Origin of the sequence: Wolbachia endosymbiont (group B) of Protocalliphora azurea (assembly GCF_947251865.1) — a bacterium.
Taxonomy (GTDB): Bacteria; Pseudomonadota; Alphaproteobacteria; order Rickettsiales; family Anaplasmataceae; genus Wolbachia.
In genome coordinates this window covers 262,750-287,358 of record NZ_OX366394.1, presented here as the reverse complement: position 1 = coordinate 287,358, position 24,609 = coordinate 262,750, and the positions used below count along the sequence as shown (strand labels likewise).

At 35.2% G+C, this 24,609-nt stretch carries 21 protein-coding genes and 2 pseudogenes; 12 read left to right on the top strand and 11 right to left on the bottom strand.

Annotation, left to right across the window (positions count from 1 at the left end; genetic code table 11):
- Positions 1 to 15: 15 nt before the first annotated feature.
- The 9 genes and pseudogenes from OPR35_RS01295 to OPR35_RS01255 all read right to left on the bottom strand — a co-directional run bounded on the left by OPR35_RS01295 (position 16) and on the right by OPR35_RS01255 (position 8,978).
- Complete coding sequence (locus tag OPR35_RS01295; protein WP_265024907.1) at positions 16 to 240, bottom strand: gpW family head-tail joining protein; 225 nt, start codon at positions 238 to 240, stop codon at positions 16 to 18.
- Between the two features lie 13 nt (positions 241 to 253).
- On the bottom strand, positions 254 to 1,597 hold the full coding sequence (locus tag OPR35_RS01290; RefSeq protein WP_265024906.1) for an IS110 family RNA-guided transposase: 1,344 nt from the start codon (positions 1,595 to 1,597) through the stop codon (positions 254 to 256).
- A gap of 73 nt (positions 1,598 to 1,670) precedes the next feature.
- Positions 1,671 to 2,714 (bottom strand): annotated as a pseudogene (locus tag OPR35_RS01285) (IS110 family RNA-guided transposase); the annotation flags it as partial.
- A 15-nt stretch (positions 2,715 to 2,729) separates the two neighbouring features.
- Positions 2,730 to 3,732, bottom strand: a protein-coding gene (locus tag OPR35_RS01280; RefSeq protein ID WP_265024814.1) for an IS630 family transposase whose coding sequence is annotated in 2 segments (ribosomal slippage) — positions 2,730 to 3,221 and positions 3,223 to 3,732 — 1,002 coding nt in all. Because the reading frame shifts where the segments join, the coding sequence is not laid out codon by codon here.
- 82 nt (positions 3,733 to 3,814) lie between these two features.
- Positions 3,815 to 4,120: pseudogene (locus OPR35_RS01275) on the bottom strand (IS110 family transposase); the annotation flags it as partial.
- 441 nt (positions 4,121 to 4,561) lie between these two features.
- Positions 4,562 to 6,403, bottom strand: coding sequence for a phage terminase large subunit family protein (locus tag OPR35_RS01270; RefSeq protein ID WP_265025022.1), 1,842 nt, complete (start codon positions 6,401 to 6,403; stop codon positions 4,562 to 4,564).
- Positions 6,400 to 7,884, bottom strand: coding sequence for an ankyrin repeat domain-containing protein (locus tag OPR35_RS01265; protein ID WP_265024905.1), 1,485 nt, complete (start codon positions 7,882 to 7,884; stop codon positions 6,400 to 6,402). Before OPR35_RS01265 ends, OPR35_RS01270 begins: the two co-directional genes overlap by 4 nt.
- A 19-nt stretch (positions 7,885 to 7,903) precedes the next feature.
- Positions 7,904 to 8,374 carry a hypothetical protein gene (locus OPR35_RS01260; protein ID WP_265024904.1) on the bottom strand — a complete coding sequence of 157 codons (471 nt, stop codon included), beginning with the start codon at positions 8,372 to 8,374 and terminating at the stop codon, positions 7,904 to 7,906.
- 133 nt (positions 8,375 to 8,507) lie between these two features.
- Positions 8,508 to 8,978 (bottom strand): RuvC family protein, encoded by a 471-nt coding sequence (locus tag OPR35_RS01255; protein ID WP_265024903.1) that lies wholly within the window; start codon positions 8,976 to 8,978, stop codon positions 8,508 to 8,510.
- An 858-nt stretch (positions 8,979 to 9,836) separates the two neighbouring features.
- Here OPR35_RS01255 and OPR35_RS01250 point away from each other — a divergent pair.
- Genes OPR35_RS01250 through OPR35_RS01230 form a run of 5 tightly spaced genes read left to right on the top strand, consistent with a single transcriptional unit; the run spans position 9,837 to position 14,940 of the window.
- The gene (locus tag OPR35_RS01250) at positions 9,837 to 10,328 is read left to right on the top strand and encodes a sigma-70 family RNA polymerase sigma factor (protein ID WP_264378043.1); all 492 of its coding nucleotides are present in this window, start codon (positions 9,837 to 9,839) and stop codon (positions 10,326 to 10,328) included.
- A gap of 51 nt (positions 10,329 to 10,379) precedes the next feature.
- Positions 10,380 to 11,177: an ATP-binding protein gene (locus tag OPR35_RS01245; protein ID WP_077188248.1), complete on the top strand. Its 798-nt coding sequence runs from the start codon at positions 10,380 to 10,382 to the stop codon at positions 11,175 to 11,177.
- Between the two features lie 23 nt (positions 11,178 to 11,200).
- Positions 11,201 to 11,689, top strand: a complete 489-nt coding sequence (locus tag OPR35_RS01240; protein WP_015587751.1) for a hypothetical protein — start codon at positions 11,201 to 11,203, stop codon at positions 11,687 to 11,689.
- Complete coding sequence (locus OPR35_RS01235) at positions 11,686 to 12,912, top strand: AAA family ATPase (RefSeq protein WP_262986663.1); 1,227 nt, start codon at positions 11,686 to 11,688, stop codon at positions 12,910 to 12,912. The genes OPR35_RS01240 and OPR35_RS01235 overlap by 4 nt, the downstream gene beginning before the upstream one ends.
- A gap of 15 nt (positions 12,913 to 12,927) precedes the next feature.
- Positions 12,928 to 14,940 (top strand): AAA family ATPase, encoded by a 2,013-nt coding sequence (locus OPR35_RS01230; protein WP_265024902.1) that lies wholly within the window; start codon positions 12,928 to 12,930, stop codon positions 14,938 to 14,940.
- Between the two features lie 12 nt (positions 14,941 to 14,952).
- Here the strand turns inward: OPR35_RS01230 and OPR35_RS01225 are convergent, their stop codons facing one another.
- Complete coding sequence (locus OPR35_RS01225) at positions 14,953 to 16,062, bottom strand: hypothetical protein (RefSeq protein WP_262986661.1); 1,110 nt, start codon at positions 16,060 to 16,062, stop codon at positions 14,953 to 14,955.
- Positions 16,028 to 17,224, bottom strand: coding sequence for a hypothetical protein (locus OPR35_RS01220; protein WP_262986660.1), 1,197 nt, complete (start codon positions 17,222 to 17,224; stop codon positions 16,028 to 16,030). The genes OPR35_RS01225 and OPR35_RS01220 overlap by 35 nt, the downstream gene beginning before the upstream one ends.
- Positions 17,225 to 17,565: 341 nt before the next feature.
- On the opposite strand from OPR35_RS01220, the gene OPR35_RS01215 reads away from it, so the two are divergent.
- The 7 genes from OPR35_RS01215 to OPR35_RS01185 all read left to right on the top strand — a co-directional run bounded on the left by OPR35_RS01215 (position 17,566) and on the right by OPR35_RS01185 (position 24,608).
- On the top strand, positions 17,566 to 19,197 hold the full coding sequence (locus OPR35_RS01215; protein ID WP_265024901.1) for a recombinase family protein: 1,632 nt from the start codon (positions 17,566 to 17,568) through the stop codon (positions 19,195 to 19,197).
- Positions 19,127 to 20,584: a YifB family Mg chelatase-like AAA ATPase gene (locus tag OPR35_RS01210; protein WP_265024900.1), complete on the top strand. Its 1,458-nt coding sequence runs from the start codon at positions 19,127 to 19,129 to the stop codon at positions 20,582 to 20,584. Before OPR35_RS01215 ends, OPR35_RS01210 begins: the two co-directional genes overlap by 71 nt.
- 76 nt (positions 20,585 to 20,660) lie before the next feature.
- Positions 20,661 to 21,149 (top strand): hypothetical protein, encoded by a 489-nt coding sequence (locus OPR35_RS01205; protein WP_264684950.1) that lies wholly within the window; start codon positions 20,661 to 20,663, stop codon positions 21,147 to 21,149.
- A 244-nt stretch (positions 21,150 to 21,393) separates the two neighbouring features.
- Positions 21,394 to 22,578: a cell division protein FtsZ gene (gene ftsZ, locus OPR35_RS01200; RefSeq protein WP_012481860.1), complete on the top strand. Its 1,185-nt coding sequence runs from the start codon at positions 21,394 to 21,396 to the stop codon at positions 22,576 to 22,578.
- Positions 22,578 to 22,976 carry an EVE domain-containing protein gene (locus OPR35_RS01195; RefSeq protein WP_252153914.1) on the top strand — a complete coding sequence of 133 codons (399 nt, stop codon included), beginning with the start codon at positions 22,578 to 22,580 and terminating at the stop codon, positions 22,974 to 22,976. The genes ftsZ and OPR35_RS01195 overlap by 1 nt, the downstream gene beginning before the upstream one ends.
- 330 nt (positions 22,977 to 23,306) lie before the next feature.
- Positions 23,307 to 23,765 (top strand): rRNA maturation RNase YbeY, encoded by a 459-nt coding sequence (ybeY, locus tag OPR35_RS01190; protein WP_015587883.1) that lies wholly within the window; start codon positions 23,307 to 23,309, stop codon positions 23,763 to 23,765.
- A gap of 54 nt (positions 23,766 to 23,819) precedes the next feature.
- On the top strand, positions 23,820 to 24,608 hold the full coding sequence (locus OPR35_RS01185) for a succinate dehydrogenase iron-sulfur subunit (protein WP_019236657.1): 789 nt from the start codon (positions 23,820 to 23,822) through the stop codon (positions 24,606 to 24,608).
- Position 24,609: the final 1 nt, after the last annotated feature.

Genomic DNA, 24,609 nt, shown 5'->3' with positions numbered 1-24,609 from the left:
TTGCTTTCTACCATCTCATATCACTCCTTTATTTGTTGCAAAAACAATTTTCCTCTTTGGCTTCATGCCTGCAACTTTTAACCCCGCTTTTATTCGTTGCCTGAGCTCCAATAAATCCTTTATTTGAACTTCCCCGTACCGCACAACATGGTCACCATAAGCAATTGATACTACTCTTTCGCCACTCTGAAGCTTCTTTATTGCTTGTTCAACTTGAATTAGATAATCTTCGTTATACATTTACTACTCGCTTCTAAGAAACTTCCCCTATCAGCTCATCTTTTTTTATCAGGATATAACCAAATTCATTGGCTTTTTTACCCAGATTCTTTACTACTCTTTCCTTATATAACTTTTCATAATAATCCATTCCTTTTTCTACATATTCTTGTCCACATTTCAGCATTTGATAAAAAATACATGCTAATTTTCTTGCTGTAGCAGTTATTGCTTTTGGTGCTCCCAATCGATTTTTCAATCTTCTACAGTACGCACCTAATGCACTTTTACTGTGCAACATAGAATAACCAGCAAGTCGAAAAGCATTTGCAGCACGGTTAATTACTTTACGAGTTCCACTTCTAATCACTCTTTCTCCTGTAATCCTATTAAATGGACATAATCCCAACCAAGAAGTAAAATGTTTTTCTGATGGCCATTTATTAGCATTAAGACCAACTTCTGAGAGGATGGTCTGTATATTTGATGTATTAAGCCCTGGAACTTTGGTGAAATCCATGCCAGTTATTCGATACAATTCTTCGTGTGCAGCAAAGTTTGGTTTGTTTCCTGCAGACCTCTTTACTTTACTGCATTGCTTATTTTCATTTGATCTTGTTTCAAGTGTTTTATAATAGTTTTCCATACTTTTATCACATTCTTTTATTTGCTCTTGAAAAAAAGTATATGCTTCGTATTCTTGCTTTAATGTAAACAAATGCTCTTCTCTATAGTCACCTGTTAGTGCTTTTGCTATGGTTGATCTGTCATTTTTTATTCGTCTATCACTCAATTCAGCCAATCTATTAGAGTTTCTTTCACCCGCAATTATTGCTTTAATGATTCGCATACCAGTTACACCTGTAATATCACTAATAACCTTGTGTAATTGAATGTTCATTTGAATTAATGCTTTTTGCATACGTTGAGTGTGTACAGCTGCACTTTTTATCAGGTTGTCATGTTGTCTATTATAACCACGTAGTACACAAATTTGGTTATCAGGCCTAAATGATCCTTGAAGTAACCCATAGCTATGTAATTGCTGTAACCACTGGCAATCTTGAACGTCTGATTTTCTTCCAGGTACATTTTTTACATGTCGTGCATTTACCAGTTTAACTTCGAATCCATATGATTCAAGTATTTGAAACAAAGAAATCCAATATACTCCTGTTGATTCCATGGCTATCGTTCTAACTTCACACTTTTTCAACCACTTTGCTAGGTTATGAAGATCTACTGTAAAGCACCCAAATTTTTGAACGCGTTGTTTATCTCTCCCTTCTGGTACGCATGCATAATGTACAGATGAACCAATATCAATCCCTGCTGCATTAGGATTCACTACTTCTAATTTACTTTTTGCTTTTGCCATATAAAATCCCTTATATATACCTTACAATGAAGAAGTGCTTTAGCTTGGGGCGGTTATATTACACAATCTTCTCCTAAGAAACTCCATTAATCAACTCTTCTTGTTGAACTAGTGTGTAGCCAAACTCCTGCGCTTTTTTGATCAAATTTTTCACAATTTTCTCTTTGTAGCGTGTTTCATAATAACTCATTCCTTTTTCCACATACTCTTGTCCATATTTCAACATTTGGTAAAAAATACATGCTAATTTTCTTGCTGTGGCAGTAATTGCTTTTATTGCTCCTAGCCGTCTTTTTAATCTCCTACAATATGCACCTAATGCACTTTTGCTATTTCCCACAGCATAAGCAGCCATTCGCAGGGCATTTGTAGCGCGATTAATGACTTTACGAGTTTTTGTCCCAAATACTTTTTCTCCTGTGATCTTGTTAGCAGGGCTAAGTCCTAACCATGAAGTAAAGTGCTTTTCTGATTGCCACTTATTATGGTTAATGCCAACTTCTGAAATAATAGTTTGTACAGTTAGTATATCAAATCCAGGAATTTTAGTAAAATCTATTCCGGTTATCCTATACAATTTCTCACGCAAGGTGAAGTTTGGTCTGCCTTTTCTAGACTTGTTTTTTTCCTTACCTAACTCTTTACTCTCATCGGACTTTGTTTCAAATGTTTTATAGTAATTTTCTATGCTTTTATCACATTCAGTTATTTGCTCTTGAAAAAAAGTATATGCTGTATATTCTTGTTTCAGTACAAATAAATGTTCTTCTCTATAATCGCCTGTTAATGCTTTTGCTATAGTAGCTTTATCGTTCTTCATATTCACACTTCTGAATTCAGCTAGCTTCTCGGGATTCTTTTCACCTTCTACTATTGCTTTAATAATTTGCATTCCTGTGACGCCAGTGATATCGCTTATTACTTTATGTAAATGAATATTCATTTGTACCAACACCTTTTGCATACGATTAATATGTGTAGCAGCATTTTCAATTAAGTTTTTACGTTGCCGCACATAACTACGCAATACACACATTTGATTATCTGGCCTAAATGATCCTTCGATTAACCCATAACTGTGTAGTTGTTGAAGCCATTGGCAGTCCTGGACATCTGATACCAAATTCCATTACTAATCGAACAAATAAGAAACATTACAAACTCGTTTAATAGTAGTGCTGGAAATACTGACAATAAAATTACACAGAACATCTGCAAGTAAGCCTATGGTATCGTAGACTCTGTTACGTAAAGTATTGTATTTGATATATTGCCACAACCTCTCAACAGGATTCAGTTCCGGTGAATAAGGAGGCAAGTATATAATGGTAATGTTTTCCTGAAATTTCAAACTTTTTGATCTATGCCAACTTGCACAATCCATTACAAGAAAGGCTTTTTTCGTGCCTAAATCTTTCGACATCTGCTCCAGAAATATATTCATACAATCAGTGTTTACATATGGAGCAAGTAGGCTGATTTTCTTACCACTTCTTGGATTTACCGCACTGTAGATATAGAAATTTTGTCTACCAATTTTCATTTTAACCTGCGTTCTGACCCCTTTTTTAAACCATCCGTGTCCGATTTTTGAATGAGTTCCAAATCGTGATTCATCAAAAAAACATCTCTTTTTCAGGGTGGGAATTGACTATTTTATTGAAGTATTTTTTAAACTCTTCTTGCTTGTTTTTATCTTGTTTATGGTGCATTGGCCTCGGTGTTATATAAGAAAATTTCATCCTTTGTATCTCACGGTGCACTGTTGATTTGCTAATGTTTAGGCCAAATTCCTCTGAGATTTTTATCTGCACTTCCTTAATAGTAATATTTGGATTTCTTTCTACCCATATTTCAATTTGCTCACGTTGATTTTTCTTTAATTTGCTTTTTCTTCGCCGCTGAGACGGGGCAAATAATCTTTCTACTCTACCAAATTTTAGATGCTTTATCCATTCAGTCAAAGCAGTCCTTGAAATTTTACATATTCTTGCCACAGCGCTTATACTACTTTCTTTTCCTGCTATCACCGCTTGTAACTTTTTTGAAACATATGCGTTATTTCTGACCTTTTTTAACATTTCTTTCGCCAAATTTACAACTTTTTCGTCTAATAGTTTTGACCTTAATGCCATTTATACCTCTCTATTTTATCTACTTTATTATCACTTCTTTCCCATTATTGTCTATCTGTTCTTTGCATAGTGGGAATTGGTATGACTTTCTTCCAGGTACATTTTTTACATGTCTTGCATTTGCAAGTTTTACTTCAAGTCCATATGATTCAAGTACTTGAAACAAAGGAATCCAGTACACTCCGGTTGACTCCATGGCTACTGTAGTAACTTCACACTTTTTTAGCCATTTTGCTATGTTATGAAGATCCTCTGTAAAACAGCTAAATTTTTGTATATGCTGTTCATCACTTCCTTCTGGCACACACACATAATGTATAGCTGAACCAACATCTATTCCTGCTGCGTTAGGGTTCATTATTTCTAATTTACTTTTTGTTTTTTTCATGGTAACTCCTTCATATAATTTATAGCAGGGAAACACTTCAGCTTGGGACGGTTGATATAATACAATCTCCTAACCGAGGTAGTCTAAGGACTCCATCAATGATTTGACCGTTCCTCCAAAACCATGCTAAACGACGGGCACTTATGGCACCAGTGAAGATTCCGGTTATAACTGCATGAGGCGCTTCCTTCACAACTATACTTAAAACTACTAGAAACTTAAATTGATGAGTTTCTTCCTGGTTTGACAGATTCATTTTGTTCGATGCTAAACGAGGTAGCTAAGAAGCTCCATCAATGGTTTGACCGTCCCTTCCAAAATCATACTGATCCACGGGCATTTATTGCACCATTGCGAACTCGATTATAACTGCAGAAGCACTTCTTCATAAAATTATATCCAAAAATTACTGCAATGTGCATTAGGACGTTTCTTTCTGGTTTAACAGATTTTGTCTGTTCCGGTGCTGATCCATTTGCTTTTGACTATCTTCTTTGATTTTTTGTTTTCTGGTTTTTCACTTAAACTATTCCATTTACTCTCTGGCCAACGATCGATTCCAAGCGCAATAGATGCAGCTCTTGCATAAATCCTACAGTCTAATACTTCATTTCTTTCTCTTACCTTTTGCCACTCTTGTTTGGTGTATCCTTTTACCACTTTGCTGACTAATTGCTCTGCTGTTAGCTGCTTAAAATATTCAGGTGCATACTCCGGAAAATGACAATATCCTGCTGGCACTTTCTCTTCTTCTTTTAAAATATTAAGTAGCTGAAAAAGCTCTGACTTTAATATCGATACTCCTACTGGCCATAGCTTTATTCCTCTTTTCAGCTTTTGACCACCAACTGTTATATCTACTCTACTTGGGCTGCTAAGTGGTACTAGGGCTTTATTTACACCTTTAACTGCCATCACTCTTCCAGACCCTTGATGACTTCTCACCCAGTTGTAAACTTCCTGCGTTGCATACCCTGCATCAACCGCCATCATACTTATCATATATTCAAGCCCATTTTCACCGATAAAATGATGATTGAGGAGCTCCGAAAGCTTTCCCCATACTTCTCCACCTCCTGTATCTCCTTCAAATACTCGGTAGTCTATTGACCAACTTTCACGACTTTTTCCCCATGCTACAACTTCCACCTCTAGACGATCTTTTTGGACATCTACTCCTGCAGTAAGTACCACTTCTCTCCTTGGTACTGTGCCAATCTGAAAAAATTCTCTCCTGTTAAATAATTGCTTCCAATCAGGTACTTCTCCTTTATCTACCCAAGTTTCTCCAAGCGTAGTATTTATCCAAACTTTCAGTAATTGTTCACTTTCCTTTGCATGCAGAAAATCCTCTACTGCTTGTTGCCAACTATACCACCCAACTGGGCTATAAAGACTTGAAAGATGAAATCCTTTTTTCTCACCTTTCATTGGATTTGTAGCTCTCCATTCTCCACGTTCTAGCATCTCTGTCTTTTGATGATTTTCTATCTTTTCACCACATTCTATACATATATAGTGTGCTGTACTTGGATTTTTATCTTCCCATTTTATTTGTGACCATTTTAGAACTTGATAGTAATTACAATACGGACATGGTACAAAAAAGTACTGCTTATCTGTTGCTTCAAATTCCTTCTCAATTCTGCTTATTCCATGAATCGTTGGTGTCGATACTAAAAAAATCTTTCGCCTTGCAAATGTATTAGTTCGAGCAATACTAAGCAGTACTGGATCTCCTTCTCCTCCTGAATCTCCTGGATAGGCATCTATTTCATCAAGAAAGAGATACTTTACTGGCATAGATCTCAGTGCTACACTGCTATTTGCCCCGGTTATTACTACTATTCCACCTGGAAATTCCTTACTTTGTACAGTATTGCCTGAATCTCTTGATCTTGGGTCTTTTACTTTACTTTTTAAACATGGTGTACTTTCAATCAGTGGCGCAAATCTTCCTTTTGACCAACGCTTTCCCATTTCAACTGTTGGCTGTACTACCAGCATTGGACCAGGGGTTTGATCGATGATATAGCCTATCCAATTGTTGCCAGCTTCTGTTCCTCCAATCTGCGCTCCTTTCATGAATACTACTTTTTCAGCAGGTGAAGACGGAGAAAGTGAATCCATGATTTCTTTTAAATAAGGAGTTCTTTCCGTTCTCCATTTACCTGGCTCTGATGCTGCAGTTGGTGCTAAAACTCGATACTCATTTGCCCACTCTGATACTTTAAGCTCTGGATCTGGTTTTAAACCTTCAGAAAAAGATGTAGCGTATATCATTGTCTGCATCTACTCATAACTGGTTCTATCTCGACATCATTAACAATAGAACTACACTCATCCAATTCCATAAACATCTTTTTCTGAAATTCGTTTTCTATATATCTTTTGCTCATCTCACTTATCATTAGTGCTATAACAAGCGCAAATACTCCTGTTACTGTTGCAAAAATGATTGCACTGCTTATTGTTGTTGTTATCAACCCTATATATACTGCTACTGCTATTGCGCTGACTGTAGTATAGATGCAGATAATATTATTATGTTTTTTCGTCCTTTTATCTGCTATTTCTCTCTGTGCTATATATTTATTATGAAGGGTTGGAAAATTAACAACGGTATCTCTGCAGAGTAACGCTCCATTTTTTTCAGTAAATAAAACTTTAAGTAACTCTAAATTATTTGACTTGATTGCTAAGTGCAAAACAGGTGTATAGTTTGCTCCTTTTTTCAGTAGTAATTTTACTACATGTAAATGCCCTTTTTCCGCAGCAAGGTAAACCGGTGATAAACCTTTATTATTTACAATATCAATATCGATTTCTTCTCTTAAAATTGCATCTACAAGCTCAATTTCTCCTCTTTGTGCAGCTAAATGGAGTAGACTATTCTTTTCAGAACCGTATTTATTACTCATCAAAGCCTTCTTTATCTCAGGTTTAGCGTAATCAAATGGTGTCTTACCATTATCATCCCTGATTAAAGGATCTATATCCTCTCGAGTTAGTAAAACTTCTATTGTTTTCAGTCTTTCAGCATAATGTAGTGGTGTTTTATTTTCGTAGTCCTGCAAATTTACTTGAGCATTAGGCTCCTTTATTAAGCATTTGAGGATATCAAGACATAAGTCTCTTTCATCGTAATTAGTATTACTTACAGCTATATGAACAGGTGATAATTTCATCGAGTTTTGTCCCATGCGTGCGCTATTTACATCTGCTCCAAGCTTTAGCAGTAACTTTACTATTTCCAACTTTTTGTTATTAACTGCATAGTGCATTGGTGTCTGATTTCGTGCATCAAAGACATCTATTTCAGCATTTCCTTCTTCCACTAAAATTTTGACAATATTTTCATGTCCTATGCCTGCTGCTAGATGTAATGGAGTATGATGCAAAGCATTTCGTACATTAACGTCAATACCTTTTCCTATCAAATATCTAACTGCATTAACTTCACCTATCATTGCAGCTAAATGAAGTAAGCTATCTTGTTCTGATCCGTATTTGTTATTAATTAGCGCTTGTAATATTTCTGCTTTTTTCCCTTCTTTGGCGTAATCAAGAGATGTTTTACCGTCATTATCTTCTACAAAAGGATTAATGTTCTTCTTCGTGAGTAACAAGTCCACCATGCTTAATTCGTCAAATTCTATAGCGCAATGTAGTGGGGTTTTTCCGTTTAACCCTCTGACATTAACATCTAATCCAGGTTGATTGATGAGGCACTTTATTAACTCCAAACTTAGGTTATCAGCCATTTTATATTCAAAATCTTTTTTATATTTGAAATTTAGTATTAGATAATTCTTGTAATGAGTTTGTAATCTCTTCAGTTAGCGCCATATGAATCTTTTCAGTGTCACTCAGTGATGCAAGCAGCGCTGAAACTCTATTTGGAATATTAAGCAAATTATTACGAACAACTCTAGCGACGTTAAATGCTTCAGTTTTTACCTCTTCAATTGACACAAATTTGCCTACTTCAGCTTTCACTTTAGCTTCCAAAAGTTTACCACGCTCGGTTTCATTTTTTATTCGCGTTTTTAGCAATATCGTTGAAAGTGTTTCTCCGCGCTCTTTTCTCCTCAGTGGTTGACTTGGATCTCTTATTGCTGCTACCGCTTCATTTGCTTGTTCTCGGTCAATAAGTCCATCTTCCAGCTCAACTATTCCTTTTTTTACTAAAGAACAGACATATTGCCTCGAAAACCCTTTTTCCCTTGCCCATTCTGCTTGCTTAATTTTCACCTTTTTTTCTCCTTTTTTGGCACTGCTCAGCTATAACTGCACAAGTAGTCAACATTTGAAATATTTCTGACGCTAAAGAAGGCCCGAGGTCAGGACCACCAAACCCTCCAGCTTGGCCAAAAGGACCCACTTTTTATGATATTTCCAACGTATTAAAATCTTTACTAAAATTCATAACATAGAACATTAATGCTAAAGAATCTGCTTCATTATCATCTGTTGGACAAAAACCCTTTTCCTGCACTGCTTCAATTACATCAGCTTTACTTGCATTGCCCTTGCCAGTTATAAAACGTTTAATAGTCTTAACCGAAACACCTTGATAGGGAATATTACTTTCTTCACACCAAGCAGAAAGGTGTGCTAAAAACCCTCCATAGATATGTGCAGCATCAGTTCCCAAGTGTCTTCTCACTTCTTCAAAGTATACAACTTCAATGCCTGGAAATTTATACTTAAGTGCATTAAGCCAATTACGAAAATTTAAAAACTGCATTCCACCACCACTAAACCTGCTAACATGAAAACTCTTACTTCCACTTTGCACTATTCCATCATTTAAAATAGTCCAGCCGGTTTGTTTGCCAAGATCTAGGGTGAGCATTTCCTTTCAATTGCCGAGTACATATATATACAAGATTTGAAAAAATTACGTCCAAAAAATCTTTAATTTTCGAAATTTAACAACTAACATAAAAACTCTTTTACAGCCAGTTTGTTTACCAAGCCTTTCAATTGTTGTGTACATATATATACAAGATTTGAAAAATTTTCGTCCAAAAAATCTTCAAATTTTTAGGAATTTTTTTTTATAATTCTTGAATTTGAAGACCTTTCAAACGGGTTTCTCTACTTTTAGAGGTTTTTATTATTCTACTCTTATATTTTATATGTTTTTATATATGTGTATATTTTTATATATGTATTATATATATATATTATATATAAGGGTTTCAGGAAGCTAGAATCCTCCATATTGGCGGACTTCAGATATGCCGTTCCTAGGAACGGTTTTAGGAACGCATGGTGAAAACCCGCCATACAGGCTAGTTCTAGATTCCTGATTCCTAATTCCTGATTTAGGAAGCCAGTAATTAGGAATGGAACTTAAGGTTATAGAGAGCATACTTTTCCTCTTAAAAATTTAAGCTATTCTTTTAATAGCGAAATCCACATTTTTAGCTCTTTAGGTGATATTGAATTTCAAAATATGAAATTCTTATATATTTTTAATATAACTTTAGGAAGCCTGAGCTACCCATTCTTTGAAATCCATTCAAAATAGGTTCCAAAAACCTGAATTGTATTATTTTAAATTGCACCGGTATTATTCTCAAAAAAAAATAACAGAATATCAATAGATTAAAAATCGCATCAGTATTATTTATTTTTGCTCCTGTCCTACATAAGGGCATTAATAACTCCCATCCTTAAAAGCATCAATTTGTTTTTAAGGAAAGTTATGAAATTACAAAACTACCATATAGTTATTAAAAATGTAAAATATCAAGCTTATAGACTAAAACTTGCTAAGTGCTTTATTGATGAGAATCTCGAAGACCTTGAGCAAGAACTCTTCTGTGAAATTTGGCCATGTCTTGATCAGTATGATGAAGATAAAAGTAGCTTTAACACTTTTGTAGCAAGACTAACTGAAAATAAAGCTATTAACTTGCTAAAGAAACAGCGATGTGCAAAACGCGATATCAATAACTATATTAGTATCGATGTAACAGAGCTACTTGAGGGTGAAATAACAAAACGCATTGATGTAGACTATATGATCTCGGTTTTACCAAAGGAATGGCAAAATATATGTGAGCAACTTAAATTTTTCAACTTACATGAAGTTGCCAAAATGAACAACGTTTCAAGAACCACTTTAAACAATATTATCAAGAAGATACGTGCCAAACTTTCTCCTATTTACTACGAAGGCAAAAAGAAAAATTGAACAAAATTTTTGCCTTTCTTGTATATATATACATCGTAGCATGGATAAATAATGGTTCTTAAAATTTTGAATAATAATGAAAGATTGCAAACAATATCAACTGTAAAAATGGTCATCTTTGGTCCTTATGGTATTGGTAAAACAAGTCTCCTAAAGACCGTAGATGAACCAACACTTTGCCTTGATTTTGAAGCAGGGCTTCTTGCTGTTCAAGATTGGCAAGGAGATTCAATTAGTCTTCGCACTTGGAATGAAGCTAGAGATATTGCTTGTCTTATAGGGGGGCCTAATCCTGCGCTGAAGTATGATCAAGCATATAGCCAAAGACACCATGAACATGTATCTGGTAAGTACAAAGATCTTTTCCCTGAGTTTTCTAAATACCGATGCATCTTTGTAGATAGTATAACCGTTGCTTCACGTTTATGTCTATTATGGGCAAAAATGCAACCTGAGGCTTTTTCTGAGAGATCGGGAAAACAGGACATGAGAGCTGCATATGGATTACTTGCTCAGGAAATGATGGCTTGGCTCAATCAATTTCAACACATCAGAGACAAAGACATCATCATAGTTGGCACTTTAGGTCAATATCTCGATGATTTCAATCGTCCAATTTGGCTACCTCAATGCGAAGGGACTAAAACTGCTAGTGAGATTCCTGGAATAGTTGATGAAGTAATCAGTATGGTTGGAATCAAGAGAGATGATGGAACGGAGAAACGCTCTTTTGTTTGCCACACTTTAAACCCTTGGGGATACCCAGCTAAAGACCGCAGTGGACGCCTGAGTATGGTTGAAGAACCGCATTTAGGCAAGCTGCTTACAAAGATTAAAAGCAAGTTTTAAAATTTAAACATGGAGAGTGATATATGTTACAAAACCTATTAACTGATTTTAACACTGTAAAACCGCAAAGTAGATTGATACCAAAAGGTACAATAGTAAAGGTAAAAATGACAATCAAGCCTGGAGGTTATGAGCATTGGTTTACTAAAAGCCCCACTACCGGTAGCATTTATTTAAATACAGAATTTACCGTTATTGAAGGCCCATACGCAAAGCACAAAATTTATCAAATAATTGGTATTAAAAGTAGTAAAGCAGAAGATACTTGGGGAGAAATGGGTCGCTCTATGCTTCGCAGTATCTTGGAATCGGCACGTGACATTCATCCACATGATAACTCAGAAAATGCAATCCTTGCTCGTAAGTTAAATTCAGTTGCAGAATTAAATGGCTTAGAGTTTACAGTAAAGGTAGGTGTTATAACTGATGAATATGGAGAGAAGAACAAAATTGCCTCGGTAGTTACTCCAGAATACCGCAAAAATTATGAAATTGACAGAGTACCATTTTGAAGTACGACGAGGAAAAGCTTTGGTCTGCTGTCGTTACTAGAGGTATTCAGGACGCAGTAGGAAAAAACCCAAAGCTAAGAGAAGAAGCAATTAATTGGCTGAATTCAAAATCTTTTGAAACTGTTTGTGAGCTAGCTAATCTCAACTTTACACGTATGAAAAATATGTATGGGAATTTTATGTCTAAAAAGCAAAAAGAGTTAAAGATGTTATTGATTGATAATATCAAGGAGTGTGTTTCTTACCTACTTCCAAATGGTGAGTTTTACCGAGAAAAAACTTATATTGGAGACTTAAATGGAAATACAATTACAGTTAAAATAGTAGGTAAGGAAGCTGGTGATTGGCGTAATTTTACTGAAGGAACTGGTGGTGATATTATTGATCTTTGGATTTTAATTAAGGGTGATATATATTCTGCTAGAAAGTGGCTCAATAAAAAATCAAAGAGTGGAGAAAAAAAAGGGCGGAAAAGAGAAGAAAAAATATTTTCTGTAAAGCAGTACTTAAGTGATCAATCACCAATACCAGAAGATATAATAGCTCCACGAATTCTCACTCCAGGTGGTCTTTTAGTCATTGGTGGTACGCCAAAGGTTGGCAAAAGTTATTTTCTTCTCTCTTTGCTTGCACATCTTGCAGCAGGAGTGTCGTTTCTTAAGATGAAGTCAGCAAGGCCACTAAAAATAATCTATCTGCAAAATGAGATGGAGTACAATTATATCAGGGAACGCATACAACAAATCATAACTAATCAAAGGCTGCCAAATCTAGCAGAGGAAAACTTGATTGTTACTACAAAGATGAGATTAACTTTAAATGATGAAGGTATAGAGAGAATAAAAGATATAATAGGAGAAAAATTTAAAACGATAGATCTTATCGTTTTGGATTCTCTTGACTATGAAAATATGTTTTCTGGCCTGCAAAGCAGAGTAGAAAAACTACGTTCTGTAATTAATCCTATGGCTGGAATCATTATTACACGTCATACCAGAAAAGTATCCACAGCTACACTCGCAAAAAGTCCTTTTCAAGCTTTAATTGGTGCTAATGCTTTAAGAAGTTTTTATACGTCTGGTATTGTAATGTTTCAACCAAGTAAACGTACAAATGTCTTGCAAGTAGTATATGAGCTAAGAAACGGTAAATCAATACCAGCAAAATTCATTAGCAGAGTAAATGGGCGTTGGCAGAATTCTAAAGTTATAGCTACGGCTTAATTTGTCTGCAAAAACGTGAAAACCCAGCTTGTGCAAAACATCAGATCTTGTCTTTTTCACTTACTACCAAGAGGAACATTTCGTGGTGATAAGTTTTATGTAGGTGATGTACAGGGTAACAAAGGCAAAAGCACTGTAATAGAGTTAACAGGTGAAAGAGCTGGATTATGGAAAGATTTTGCAACAGGAGAAGGTGGTGACATTATTGACCTTTGGGCAACAGTACACGGGAAGAATGCAAAAACAGAGTTTCCTGAAGTAATGCTCTCAATAAGTGAATGGCTTGGCATCAAAGAAAAAAATAATATTAGAGATCTAGAACAATACCTGACTTGTAGTTGGAACTACTACGATGAAAATAACCAAGTAATCGTAATAGTCTACCGTTATGATCCTCCTTTAGAGAAAAAACAGTTTAAACCATTTGATGTTAAAAAACAAAGATTCAAAGAGCCAGAGATAAGACCTCTCTATAATATTCCAGGTATTTTAAAGTCCGATAAGGTTATTCTGGTTGAAGGAGAAAAATGCGCAGAAGCACTTATAGAGAAAGGAATAACTGCAACAACAGCAATGTTTGGAGCAAATGCTACCCTTGATAAAACAGATTGGACTCCGCTAAAAGGTAAACATATTATCATTTGGCCGGACAATGATGAAGCAGGTAATAAATATGCTAAAAACGCTGAAAAGAAGCTTTTAGAACTTGGTGTTGCATCACTTGCTACGCTTAAGATTCCACCGAATAAACCAAGGAGTTGGGATGCTGCTGCTTGTCTGTTAGAGGGAATAAATGTTTCGGAATTTATTGAAAAAAACTCAAGAAAAATAATTATTAAACCACCACTTGATATTTTCAGCTGGAGTGTAGAGCGTTTTGTAGGTCCAGTACCAAAGCAAAGATTCTTGGTTGAAGGATTATTTCCTTTGGGTGTCACATCTATTTTAGCTGCAATGGGTGATACTGGTAAAGGTATGCTTCTTCTTGACCTAGCCCTCAAGGTTGCAGCTAGCATAGATCAGGTATGCGGATTTGGCCAACTTGTTACTGAACACGGATCTGTTGTGGTATTTTCTGCAGAAGATGATACAAATGAAATACATCGTCGCTTAGAACGACTTGATCCAAAATGCGAGAGATTAAAATATAAAGATAGGCTATTTATTGTACCATTGCCAAATATAGGAGGATCATTTACCATACTTAAGAATGTTCGCGGTAAAGTTGTAGAAATATCTCCAGAATTTGAGTTGGTAATGAAGCAGCTGAGCAGAATAAAGGATTTAAAGCTCATTATATTTGATCCCCTTGCTTCTTTCATTCATGCAGATTTAAATGCTGACCCAGCAGTAGGGGATTATCTCATGTGTTTATTATCTGATTTAGCATGTAGCACTGGAGCTTCAATAATTACTGCACATCATATGAGAAAGCTGAAGGGAGAAAAGCCTATATCAACAGTAGAGCAAGCACGAGATGCTATTCGAGGTACTTCTGCTCTCGTAAATGGAGTCAGGTGTTCTTTTGCTTTTTGGCCTGTTGAAGATATGACTAAACCAATGATTTTTAGGTCAATTGGAAAAATCCCAAGACAAAATGCACTATTTTATGGAGCTGTTGTTAAGGCAAATGGCCTGGCTGATCGTACCATACGCACTTACCTAAGAAATGAAGAAACAGGGCTATTGGAAGACATTACTGAACAATTAAAAGCTCAAAATATTAGCGATAAAGATCTTAAAATATATCTTATTGATTCAATTGCGCGAGCTGCTATTTCAGGACATCCATTTACTCACACAGGAAGTGCGGGAATACATAAACAACGACATAGACTGCCTGAAGTTTTTCATAGTATGGGAAGAGATAGATTAGAGCGTATAGTGCAAGAGCTTTTACAGGCAAAGCAAATAGTTAAAGGAATGGGTAATGGTTCAAAAGAGGATAAATGGCTTGATGTAAAAACAGGACCATTTGCACGTGGAGTGGGAAAATTTATTCATGGAGCTGAAAAAAACTATTTTTGATAACAAAAAACTCTATTTTTTTATAGTCAAAGTAAAAGGGTTAATACGATAACCATATGATGATCTTTGCCAACCAAGGGTTTGTATTACATCATCACGTTCAATACTTAATCCTAATTTCTCAGCAAGTGTAGCTTTGATTGTTCTTTGCATTTTATTTAATGGTTTTCTGATTTGATGTTCTAAATCTGCTTCTAAACTAAGTCCCAAGAGTTTTTCTAACTGATTAATATTGAGAAGTGTATGTTTTTCAGGTGGTAATTCTTTCTCACAGTCATGTAAAAATTGCTTGAACAATATTCGAAAAATATTAAGGCATGATGCAGCTTTTTTATTTATAACTTCAATACTATTAACATATACCATACCTTTAACTACTTGTAATTCCAAAAGCTTTGTTGGTATAATTGGTTCAACACGTTTAAGCGAAATATATGAAGCTGGTAAAACTTGCAAAGAAGTATTTTCTACTACCTCTGGTACTCCTTTTTTAGCTGCCTCTTGGAATATCTCAGTTACAGTCTTAAGCTGACAAAACAGTTTCACCATTGGCACTACATATAGATTCAGTAATAGATTTGGTATATCTTTTTTTAGAGTGATGAGAACTGTAGGGTGGACTCTAAGTTTATCTATAGTTAAAAATATCGCATCAGTACACAAATCAAGGATTATTAGATTTACAATGCGACCTTGATTACAAATATAATAAACTCCTTTTTCCACTTTTTCCCACATAAGTTTTGAATCATTCAACTTTGTTTCAAACCAGTCTATGACCTTTTCTGTATTTAAGTATATGGATAAGAGATGAAATCTCTGTTTTTGATAAGTATTAGGCAGAATATGACGAGAACAGTTTTCACAAATAGCGTCATCACATGCTTCATCAAAGTCTGAATCGATAAAAATCTCATTGCTACAACTTGAATCAATTACATTTGGCCAATCAAGATGATCTTCTTCACGAGAGCAAACAATATAATACCTTTCTTGCATTTTTATCAATCCAAGATCGAATAAGTATCTTGCTGCTTTAATATGATTTTGGCTTGGATTAATCCAGGAACTATTTGAACTTAAAAGATCAGCAATTTGCTCGTGAAAGAATTTTAAGACCATAAGATTGTTCCATATGTTTCTTCAGGTCCTCTCTTTCTTTTTTATTGAGTGGATGCTCTGAATAATAAACTTCCCCACTTATTTTGAAAGAAAATGTTACCTTTTTGTTTTGGAACATTACTTTAGCTGATTGAATAGATTGTAGTATGTTGCCAATAGCTGGCTTTAAAATATGTAACTCTGGTGCAATAGGATCATACGGTTTTACACTTAAAGTAAGATATGTATTACTATTTTTAAAATAATCTGACTTAAAATTTAACTCAAATATACAAATGTCAGGGTCAGAACCATCTATACATGCTTGAAGAAATTTGTGCACTTGTAATGGAAAGTTCTTATCTTGTATATTTACAAAAGTACATTCGCAGTCAAAATACCCACTTACAATGCTATTTGCTATTTCCACAGCCTTGTTAGTATTTTTAGCACAGAGATTAACCTGAGTGCCATCAAGAGAGAAATCTAAAATCATCCACTCAGGTTTATGACCATGAACAACTTTGTTTGAATTAAGCAGTAAATCCATGTCACTTCCTCGACGTACAAACATATATATTCGATCTTGATGATGGAAAAAACCCTGCAACTGGTCATCATCCTTAAGTATCTGCTCTACGGCTTCTCGTGACATAAATTCCTTAAATGAAGTATTGATTTGTCTTGGTGATTTCTGTAAAGCAAATGATACGAAACCTTTCTTTTGCACTTTATCAAAGTGATAAACAGATTTTAGAAGTTCGCAATTTATGTGAAATAGTAAAAACAATAAGGATCTTTTATCATACTTGGTATTGTTTTTTACCAGGTACGATCTCATTAACTTCTCAGTCAGAGCAAATCTTGCCACTTCACTGACCGTAGCCTCAAGTTTCGTACGATCAAAGTAGCTAATGAGATAATAGTCAAAAAGAGAGTCAGAGTAACTGGTAAGTATCTTACGTTTTTGTTGAGTGGATCTATCGTCATAATCTCCGTCCTGAAAAAGTTGTCCATTTAAATGATTTTTAAAGCAATGCTGAAAAATGATGCTAAGTTGTTTACCAGAAAGGGAATCTAACCAAGATTGACGTACATTAGAATCCTGAAAACGTTCTAGTAAAAGGTTAACAGGAACTTCTAAATCACTCTCCCAGAATTCATTATTTGGATAAACATTCATGATACTTTAAATAAGCCATATCATACATAATATGATAATTCAAGTAAAGATTTTTTGGACATAATTTTTTCAAATCTTGTATATTTATTAGGGAGAATTTCTTGTTTGTGCGAACTAGACAGCTTTTTTAAATAAGGTGTTTAGTTTAAAATGGTAAACGTTTTCTTTTAGCTATGGCAATAGAAGTCTCCTAACCTATAAGAAAATTCACAGGAAGAAAAACATGCAAAAAGGGGATTTAACTATTTATTGCCGTTATGAGCCCAGTCGGTTGGCAGGTACATATTTGGCAGATGCTTATGAACAATTATTGAAATATAAAATAAAGGAGGTAGAAGAAAATGACAACCGTAAGCTTGTATGCAAGGGTTTCATCAAGACAACAGGCACAGGAGAATACGATAGAGAGTCAGATTGTAGAATTGGAGCGTCGCATTAGTAGCGATGGACATGAATTATTAGATGAGCATAGGTTTGTTGATAATGGTTACAGTGGATCAAACTTAGAACGTCCTGGCTTAGAGAGTTTACGTGATAGAGTAGCAGAAGGTAAGATTGATAAGATATATATTCATTCACCTGATCGGCTATCACGGAAATTTTCATATCAAATGATCTTACTCGAAGAGTTTAAAAAGGCTGGATCTGAAATAGTATTTTTGAATCATAAGTTTGATGATAATCCTGATTCCCATTTATTTCTACAGATTCAGGGAGCAATAGCAGAGTATGAACGTGCAAAGATTATGGAACGAAACCGTAGAGGTAAACTTCATGCGGCCAAAGCTGGGTGTATAAGTGTGATGGGTAGGGCGCCTTACGGTTATCGCTACATAGCAAAACACGTAGGTAAAGGAAGTGCTAAATTTGAGGTTGATGAAGAAGAGGCAAATATAGTGCGTAAAATATTTAGTTGGGTTGGCCAAGAAAGAGCAAGTATAGGAGAAGTTGTACATGAACTGAATAAGATACCGGTAATAACACGAACAGGAAAAAGGTATTGGAAAAGGAGCACTATTTGGAACATGTTAAAAAATCCTGCTTATATAGGACAAGCAGCTTATGGTAAAACTAGGACATGCTCAAAACCACAAGTAAAAAAATCAAAAAAAGGAACTTGTGGTAAACTTAAAAGTGGTCGCTTTAATAGTGATAAAGAGAATTGGACTTATATTCCAGTACCAAAAATAATCAATGAGCATTTATTTGATTCAGTGCAGGCACAACTAACTGAAAATAGGCAAAGAGCAAGAGTACGACAAAGAAGAGAAACATATTTATTGCAAGGTTTAATGGTATGTCAACGTTGTCAATATACTTATTGTGGTACAAACCACGTTCATAAAAAGTCGACATATTATTACTATCGTTGCTCTGGTACAAACTCTAGCAAATTCAATGGCAATAAAATCTGCGATAATAAATCAATACGCACTGATATATTAGATGGAGTTATATGGGAAGAAGTCAAGAGTATCTTGAAAGAGCCAGATAGGATTGCAAATGAATATCAACGTAGATTATCAGAGAACAAAAAACCTTTACATAATCAAACACGTGAAAAGCAAGAAAGTAAGTTAAGATTAAGTATCAAAAAATTTATTGATAGCTATGCTAAAGGGTTTATAAGCCAAGAAGAATTTGAACCAAGAATCACAACAATGAAACAGCATTTGAAAGAAATTGAAGAAGAGAAAGAAAGAACGCTTGATCAAAAAAAACTACAACAAGAATTGAGCCTTGTTACAGATAGCTTGAAAAACTTTTCCTCAAGTGTTGAATCAAAGCTTGATCAAGTGGATTGGCAGACTAAGCAAAATATTATTAGAATGTTAATTCATCAAATTGAAATCAATCACAATCACTTGTATATAGTATTTCGCATAAAAAGTCTTGCAAATTTTGATCAAAATAGGCATAATAGAATTATGCAATGTTGTACTAGCAGTCAATATTGTTGGACTGCCGGATAAAACTGTTGCAGAATCCAGAGAGCGTATCAGAGCAGCGTTAAATTCAATCAATCTTCTGTTACCTCCAAAAAGGATTACGGTTAATCTTTCCCCTGCGGATTTGCTTAAAGAAGGTAGTCATTATGACTTAGCTATTGCTGTTGGATTACTTGTTGTAATGAATGTGATACCAGTTGAAAAAGTTCAGTCTTATATAATCATGGGCGAGCTTGCACTAGACAGCAGAGTCATACCAATCTCAGGAGTACTTCCAACAGCAATCAATGCAAAACAGGTAAATAAAGGAGTAATTTGCCCAAGGGGAAATGGAGTAGAAGCTTCATGGGTAAAGAATGTTTCTATTCTGGCTATAGAGAAATTAACCGATATTATCAGACATTTTAAGGGTGAGCAGTTAATTCAGCCGGTAACTTTTAACTATAGCGCTGCGCCCAAAGAAAAAAATTCAGTTCCAGATATAAAGGATATTAAAGGTCAAGTTGTTGCAAAAAGAGCAGCTGAAATTGCAGCAGCAGGTGGACACAATATGCTTCTTGTTGGACCTCCTGGTACTGGAAAGTCAATGCTTGCTAAGCGATTTATAGGGCTATTACCCGATTTGACTGAACAAGAGATGATTGATGTTAATATTATCTCTAGCATAACAAAAGCCAGTAACGAAACATTTAAAGTAACTCGTCCCTTTCGTGAACCTCATCACTCATGTTCCATGCCAGCGATGATAGGAGGAGGAAAAAATGCAAAGCCTGGGGAAATTACCATGGCTCACAATGGTGTGTTATTTCTTGACGAGCTACCTGAATTTCCAAGGCTTGTGCTTGATTCTCTACGCCAACCACTTGAAGATAGAAAAGTCACTATCGCAAGGGCAAATGCTCACATTACTTATCCAGCTAATTTTCAACTTATAGCTGCAATGAATCCCTGCAGGTGCGGTTACTTAGGTGATGCAAGTAGATCGTGCAACAAAGCTCCAAAATGCGGCACAGATTATAGAAATAAAATATCAGGACCTTTGCTTGATAGAATAGACATATGCATTGAAATGCCAAACGTTAGTATACTCTCTCCTGAAATTTCTTCAGAAGGAGAAAGCACTGAAAATATTAGAAAAAGAGTGATAGCAGCGAGGAAAATTCAAGCTGAGCGTTATAGTAAATTGAATATTTATTGTAATGCAGAAGTAAGTGGTGAAGCATTAACTAAGCCAGACGAGGAAGGATTAGAATTACTAAAATACGTACTGAAAGAAAATTACATTTCCAATCGAGGCTACATACGCATATTAAGAGTTGCAAGAACCATTGCAGATCTTGCAAAAAGTGAGGAAATAAAAAGAGCACATATTGCAGAAGCACTAAATTACAGAATAAGAATGTATAAATAAGTTAATTTACTTGACAGGAAACTTTTTTTGCCATATACTACCCTTAGTGAAATTTTAATATTTTTGGAGTATAGTTATGGGAAAACTTGAAGCAATAAAAAATAAATATAGAGACGAAGGACTTTGGTCAGCAGCTAAAGAAGTGCCTGTGCAAGGTTGGGATCTCGTAAAAGAACATAAAGGCAAGACAATTGGTATTTCTTTAGCAGTTATAGCAGTAGCTTCACTTACAGCTGCTTATTTTTTAAGTCCAGCTTATGCAACTTTTGTTGGTACAGTTGGAACAAAGGCTGCAACACTTGTTAGTCCTGCTATTACTGCAATGTCTGCATTTGCAGTTGCTCATCCGCTCATTGCTAGTTTGGTAATTGTTGCTGCAGTAGCAGCTTTAATAACTGCACCTGTGCTTGCATATAAAAACAGTGGTAAATCAGAGAAAATTAAAGCCCTCAATGGCGACATCGACAAAATAGCAGCAAAAGTAAACGAAGAGAATAAAGAACCAGGTACTAAGATTAATGAACTTAAAGAAATGCTTTGCTTGGGGAAGGGCCTCTCTGTATAAATTATGCTTTCAACAAAAAGGACAGGCTTCTGTCCTTTTTTACTTACAAGTACTTTCTGTTTTTTTGCATCTTAAATAGTGTTGTTTGAAGGTCTGCAATTATTATACCTACTGATTAACAATGTTAAGAATAAGTAAATCTTGTTTACTGTTTGCGTATGTCAAAATGAAAAATGTTTGCATATTGTTAAAAAAGCAGTAACTTGTTATCAAGTGAATTCACTAATATTTGAGTAAAATTTAAATGTCAATCGACCTTAGTTTACCAGAGCTACCTGTATTACACCCAAGGATTACCGTTGTGGGAGTGGGTGGTGCTGGCGGAAATGCTGTAAACAACATGATCCAATCCAATTTACAAGGGGTAAATTTTGTCGTAGCAAATACCGATGCTCAAGCGTTAGAGAAGTCATTATGTGATAAAAAAATTCAGCTTGGTATTAACTTAACTAAGGGCCTTGGTGCTGGTGCTTTGCCTGATGTTGGTAAAGGTGCAGCAGAAGAATCAATTGATGAAATTATGGAGCATATAAAAGATAGTCATATGCTCTTTATCACAGCAGGGATGGGTGGTGGTACTGGAACAGGTGCTGCACCGGTAATTGCAAAGGCAGCCAGAGAAGCAAGAGCGGTAGTTAAAGATAAGGGAGCAAAAGAAAAAAAGATACTGACTGTTGGAGTTGTAACTAAGCCGTTCGGTTTTGAAGGTGTGCGACGTATGCGCATTGCAGAGCTTGGACTTGAAGAGTTGCAAAAATACGTAGATACACTTATTGTCATTCCCAATCAAAATTTATTTAGAATTGCTAACGAGAAAACTACATTTGCTGACGCATTTCAACTCGCCGATAATGTTCTGCATATTGGCATAAGAGGAGTAACTGATTTGATGATCATGCCAGGACTGATTAATCTTGATTTTGCTGATATAGAAACAGTAATGAGTGAGATGGGTAAAGCAATGATTGGTACTGGAGAGGCAGAAGGAGAAGATAGGGCAATTAGTGCTGCAGAGGCTGCGATATCTAATCCATTGCTTGACAATGTATCAATGAAAGGTGCGCAAGGAATATTGATTAATATTACTGGTGGTGGAGACATGACTCTATTTGAAGTTGATTCTGCAGCCAATAGAGTGCGTGAAGAAGTGGATGAAAATGCAAATATAATATTTGGTGCCACTTTTGATCAGGCGATGGAGGGAAGAGTTAGAGTTTCTGTTCTTGCAACTGGCATTGATAGCTGTAACGACAATTCATCTGTTAATCAAAACAAGATCCCAGCAGAGGAAAAAAATTTTAAATGGCCTTATAATCAAATTCCAATATTAGAAACAAAAGAATATGCTTCAACTGAGCAAACAAATGAAAGAGTTAAGTGGGGCAGCAATGTTTATGATATACCAGCTTATTTAAGAAGAAAAAAATAATGCAATTTTGGCTACTAAAGTCAGAACCAAGCGAATACTCCTGGCAAAAAATGGAAAAGGAGCAGGTGACGCAGTGGAATGGTGTATGCAATTATCAAGCTCAAAATTACATGAGAGCTATGAAATTAGGCGATCTTGCATTTTTTTATCATACAGGTAAAGAGAGAGTTATACTTGGAATAGTTGAAGTATTAAAGGAGTATTATCATGTTTATAATTCCAAATTTGGACTAGTGAATGTAAAATTTTTGAAACCTTTAAGTAACCAAGTGACGTTAAACAGTATAAAACAAAACCCACTTTTGAAAAATATGGTTATATTAAAACAATCACGTTTATCAGTTTCTCCAGTTTTAGAGACTGAGTGGAATGAAATAATAAGGATGAGTGATGTGTAATACCTGTTGCCAAACAATATTACCTCAGCACACAACATACAGCTGTATGAGTGTTTGTTTCGAAGTAGCCGATTTTTCATCAAACACAAAGCAGTGCTTGACACTGGAATCCAGCTGTAATGCAACCACATTAAAAATGTTGTGTTTTAATATAGCTTTTATATTCACTCACCTAATGTCTAATCAGAATTCCTGGATCCCAGACTGGGATGACATACTTCTAGTGTACAATATTCGTATAGTTGTGTGTATGATACGATGGTCTATAATTCTTCTTTTTTTGGTTCCAATGTCAAGTGATGGGATAATGTCCTTTCTGGTGCTTTATTCATGTTAGAAGTAAATATTCTTGATAAGAGGTGGCATAGTATTACGAAGGACCCACAGAGTTTTGTATTAAATATTATTAATGCTTCTCTAAAAGAATTAAAAATAGATCATTATAAACCAAATATATCAATAGCTCTCGCTGATGATAACTTGCTACATCAACTTAATCTTAAGTTTAGAGAAATAGATAAGCCAACTAATGTACTATCATTTCCATGCGAACAGTTATCTAGTGAATGTGATCTAGGAGACATAGCAATTGCAGTAGATACAATAGAAAGAGAGTCTCATGAGTACTGTATATCTATCCTCACTCACACTGCACACATGTTAGTTCATGGATTGCTGCATTTACTTGGCTATGATCATCAAAAAGAAGATGAAGAAATTATAATGAAAAGTTTAGAGAGCAAGATTTTAGCTTTGCTTGAATTTGAAAAGGAAAAGTATGGTAGATAATACCAAAATATGTTATTTACAAAAAAGGGGTTTTAGCTGTAAAAGGTAAGCAATATGGTTCAGTTTTCTTTACCAAAAAATTCTAAAGTTAATAAAAAGGGCAAGGTTTATCCTACTCCTACTGGAGCAAAAAATATTAGAAGATTTCAAATTTATCGTTGGTCTGCTGATGATGATAAAAATCCAAGAATAGACACATTTTTTATCGATATGGATAATTGTGGCCCTATGGTACTTGATGCATTAATAAAAATAAAGGATGAAATAGATTCAACCTTAACTTTTAGACGCTCTTGCAGAGAAGGAATATGCGGATCTTGTGCAATGAATATTGATGGTACCAACACTCTTGCATGCACTAAATCTATACATGATATAAAAGGTGAAGTAAAAATATATCCACTACCTCATATGTATATAGTAAAGGATCTAGTTCCAGATCTAAGCCAATTTTATGAGCAATACAAATCGATTAAACCTTGGTTACAAACAGATAAATCTGCCTTACAAAATAAAGAATACTTTCAATCTCCTGAAGATAGAAAAAAATTGGATGGTCTGTCTGATTGTATACTATGTGCTTGCTGTTCGACTGGTTGCCCAAGCTATTGGTGGAATGGTGATAAATTTTTAGGGCCAGCGGTATTACTGCAAGCTTATAGATGGATTGCTGACAGTCGTGATAATAAGAAAGAAGAAAGACTTGCTTCTTTAAACGACCCATTTAAGTTGTATCGTTGTCATACAATAATGAATTGTACAAAAACCTGCCCGAAAGGGCTTAACCCAGCAAAAGCGATAGCGAAAGTAAAACAGCTTATGGTAGAGAGAGAAGGAATTTGAG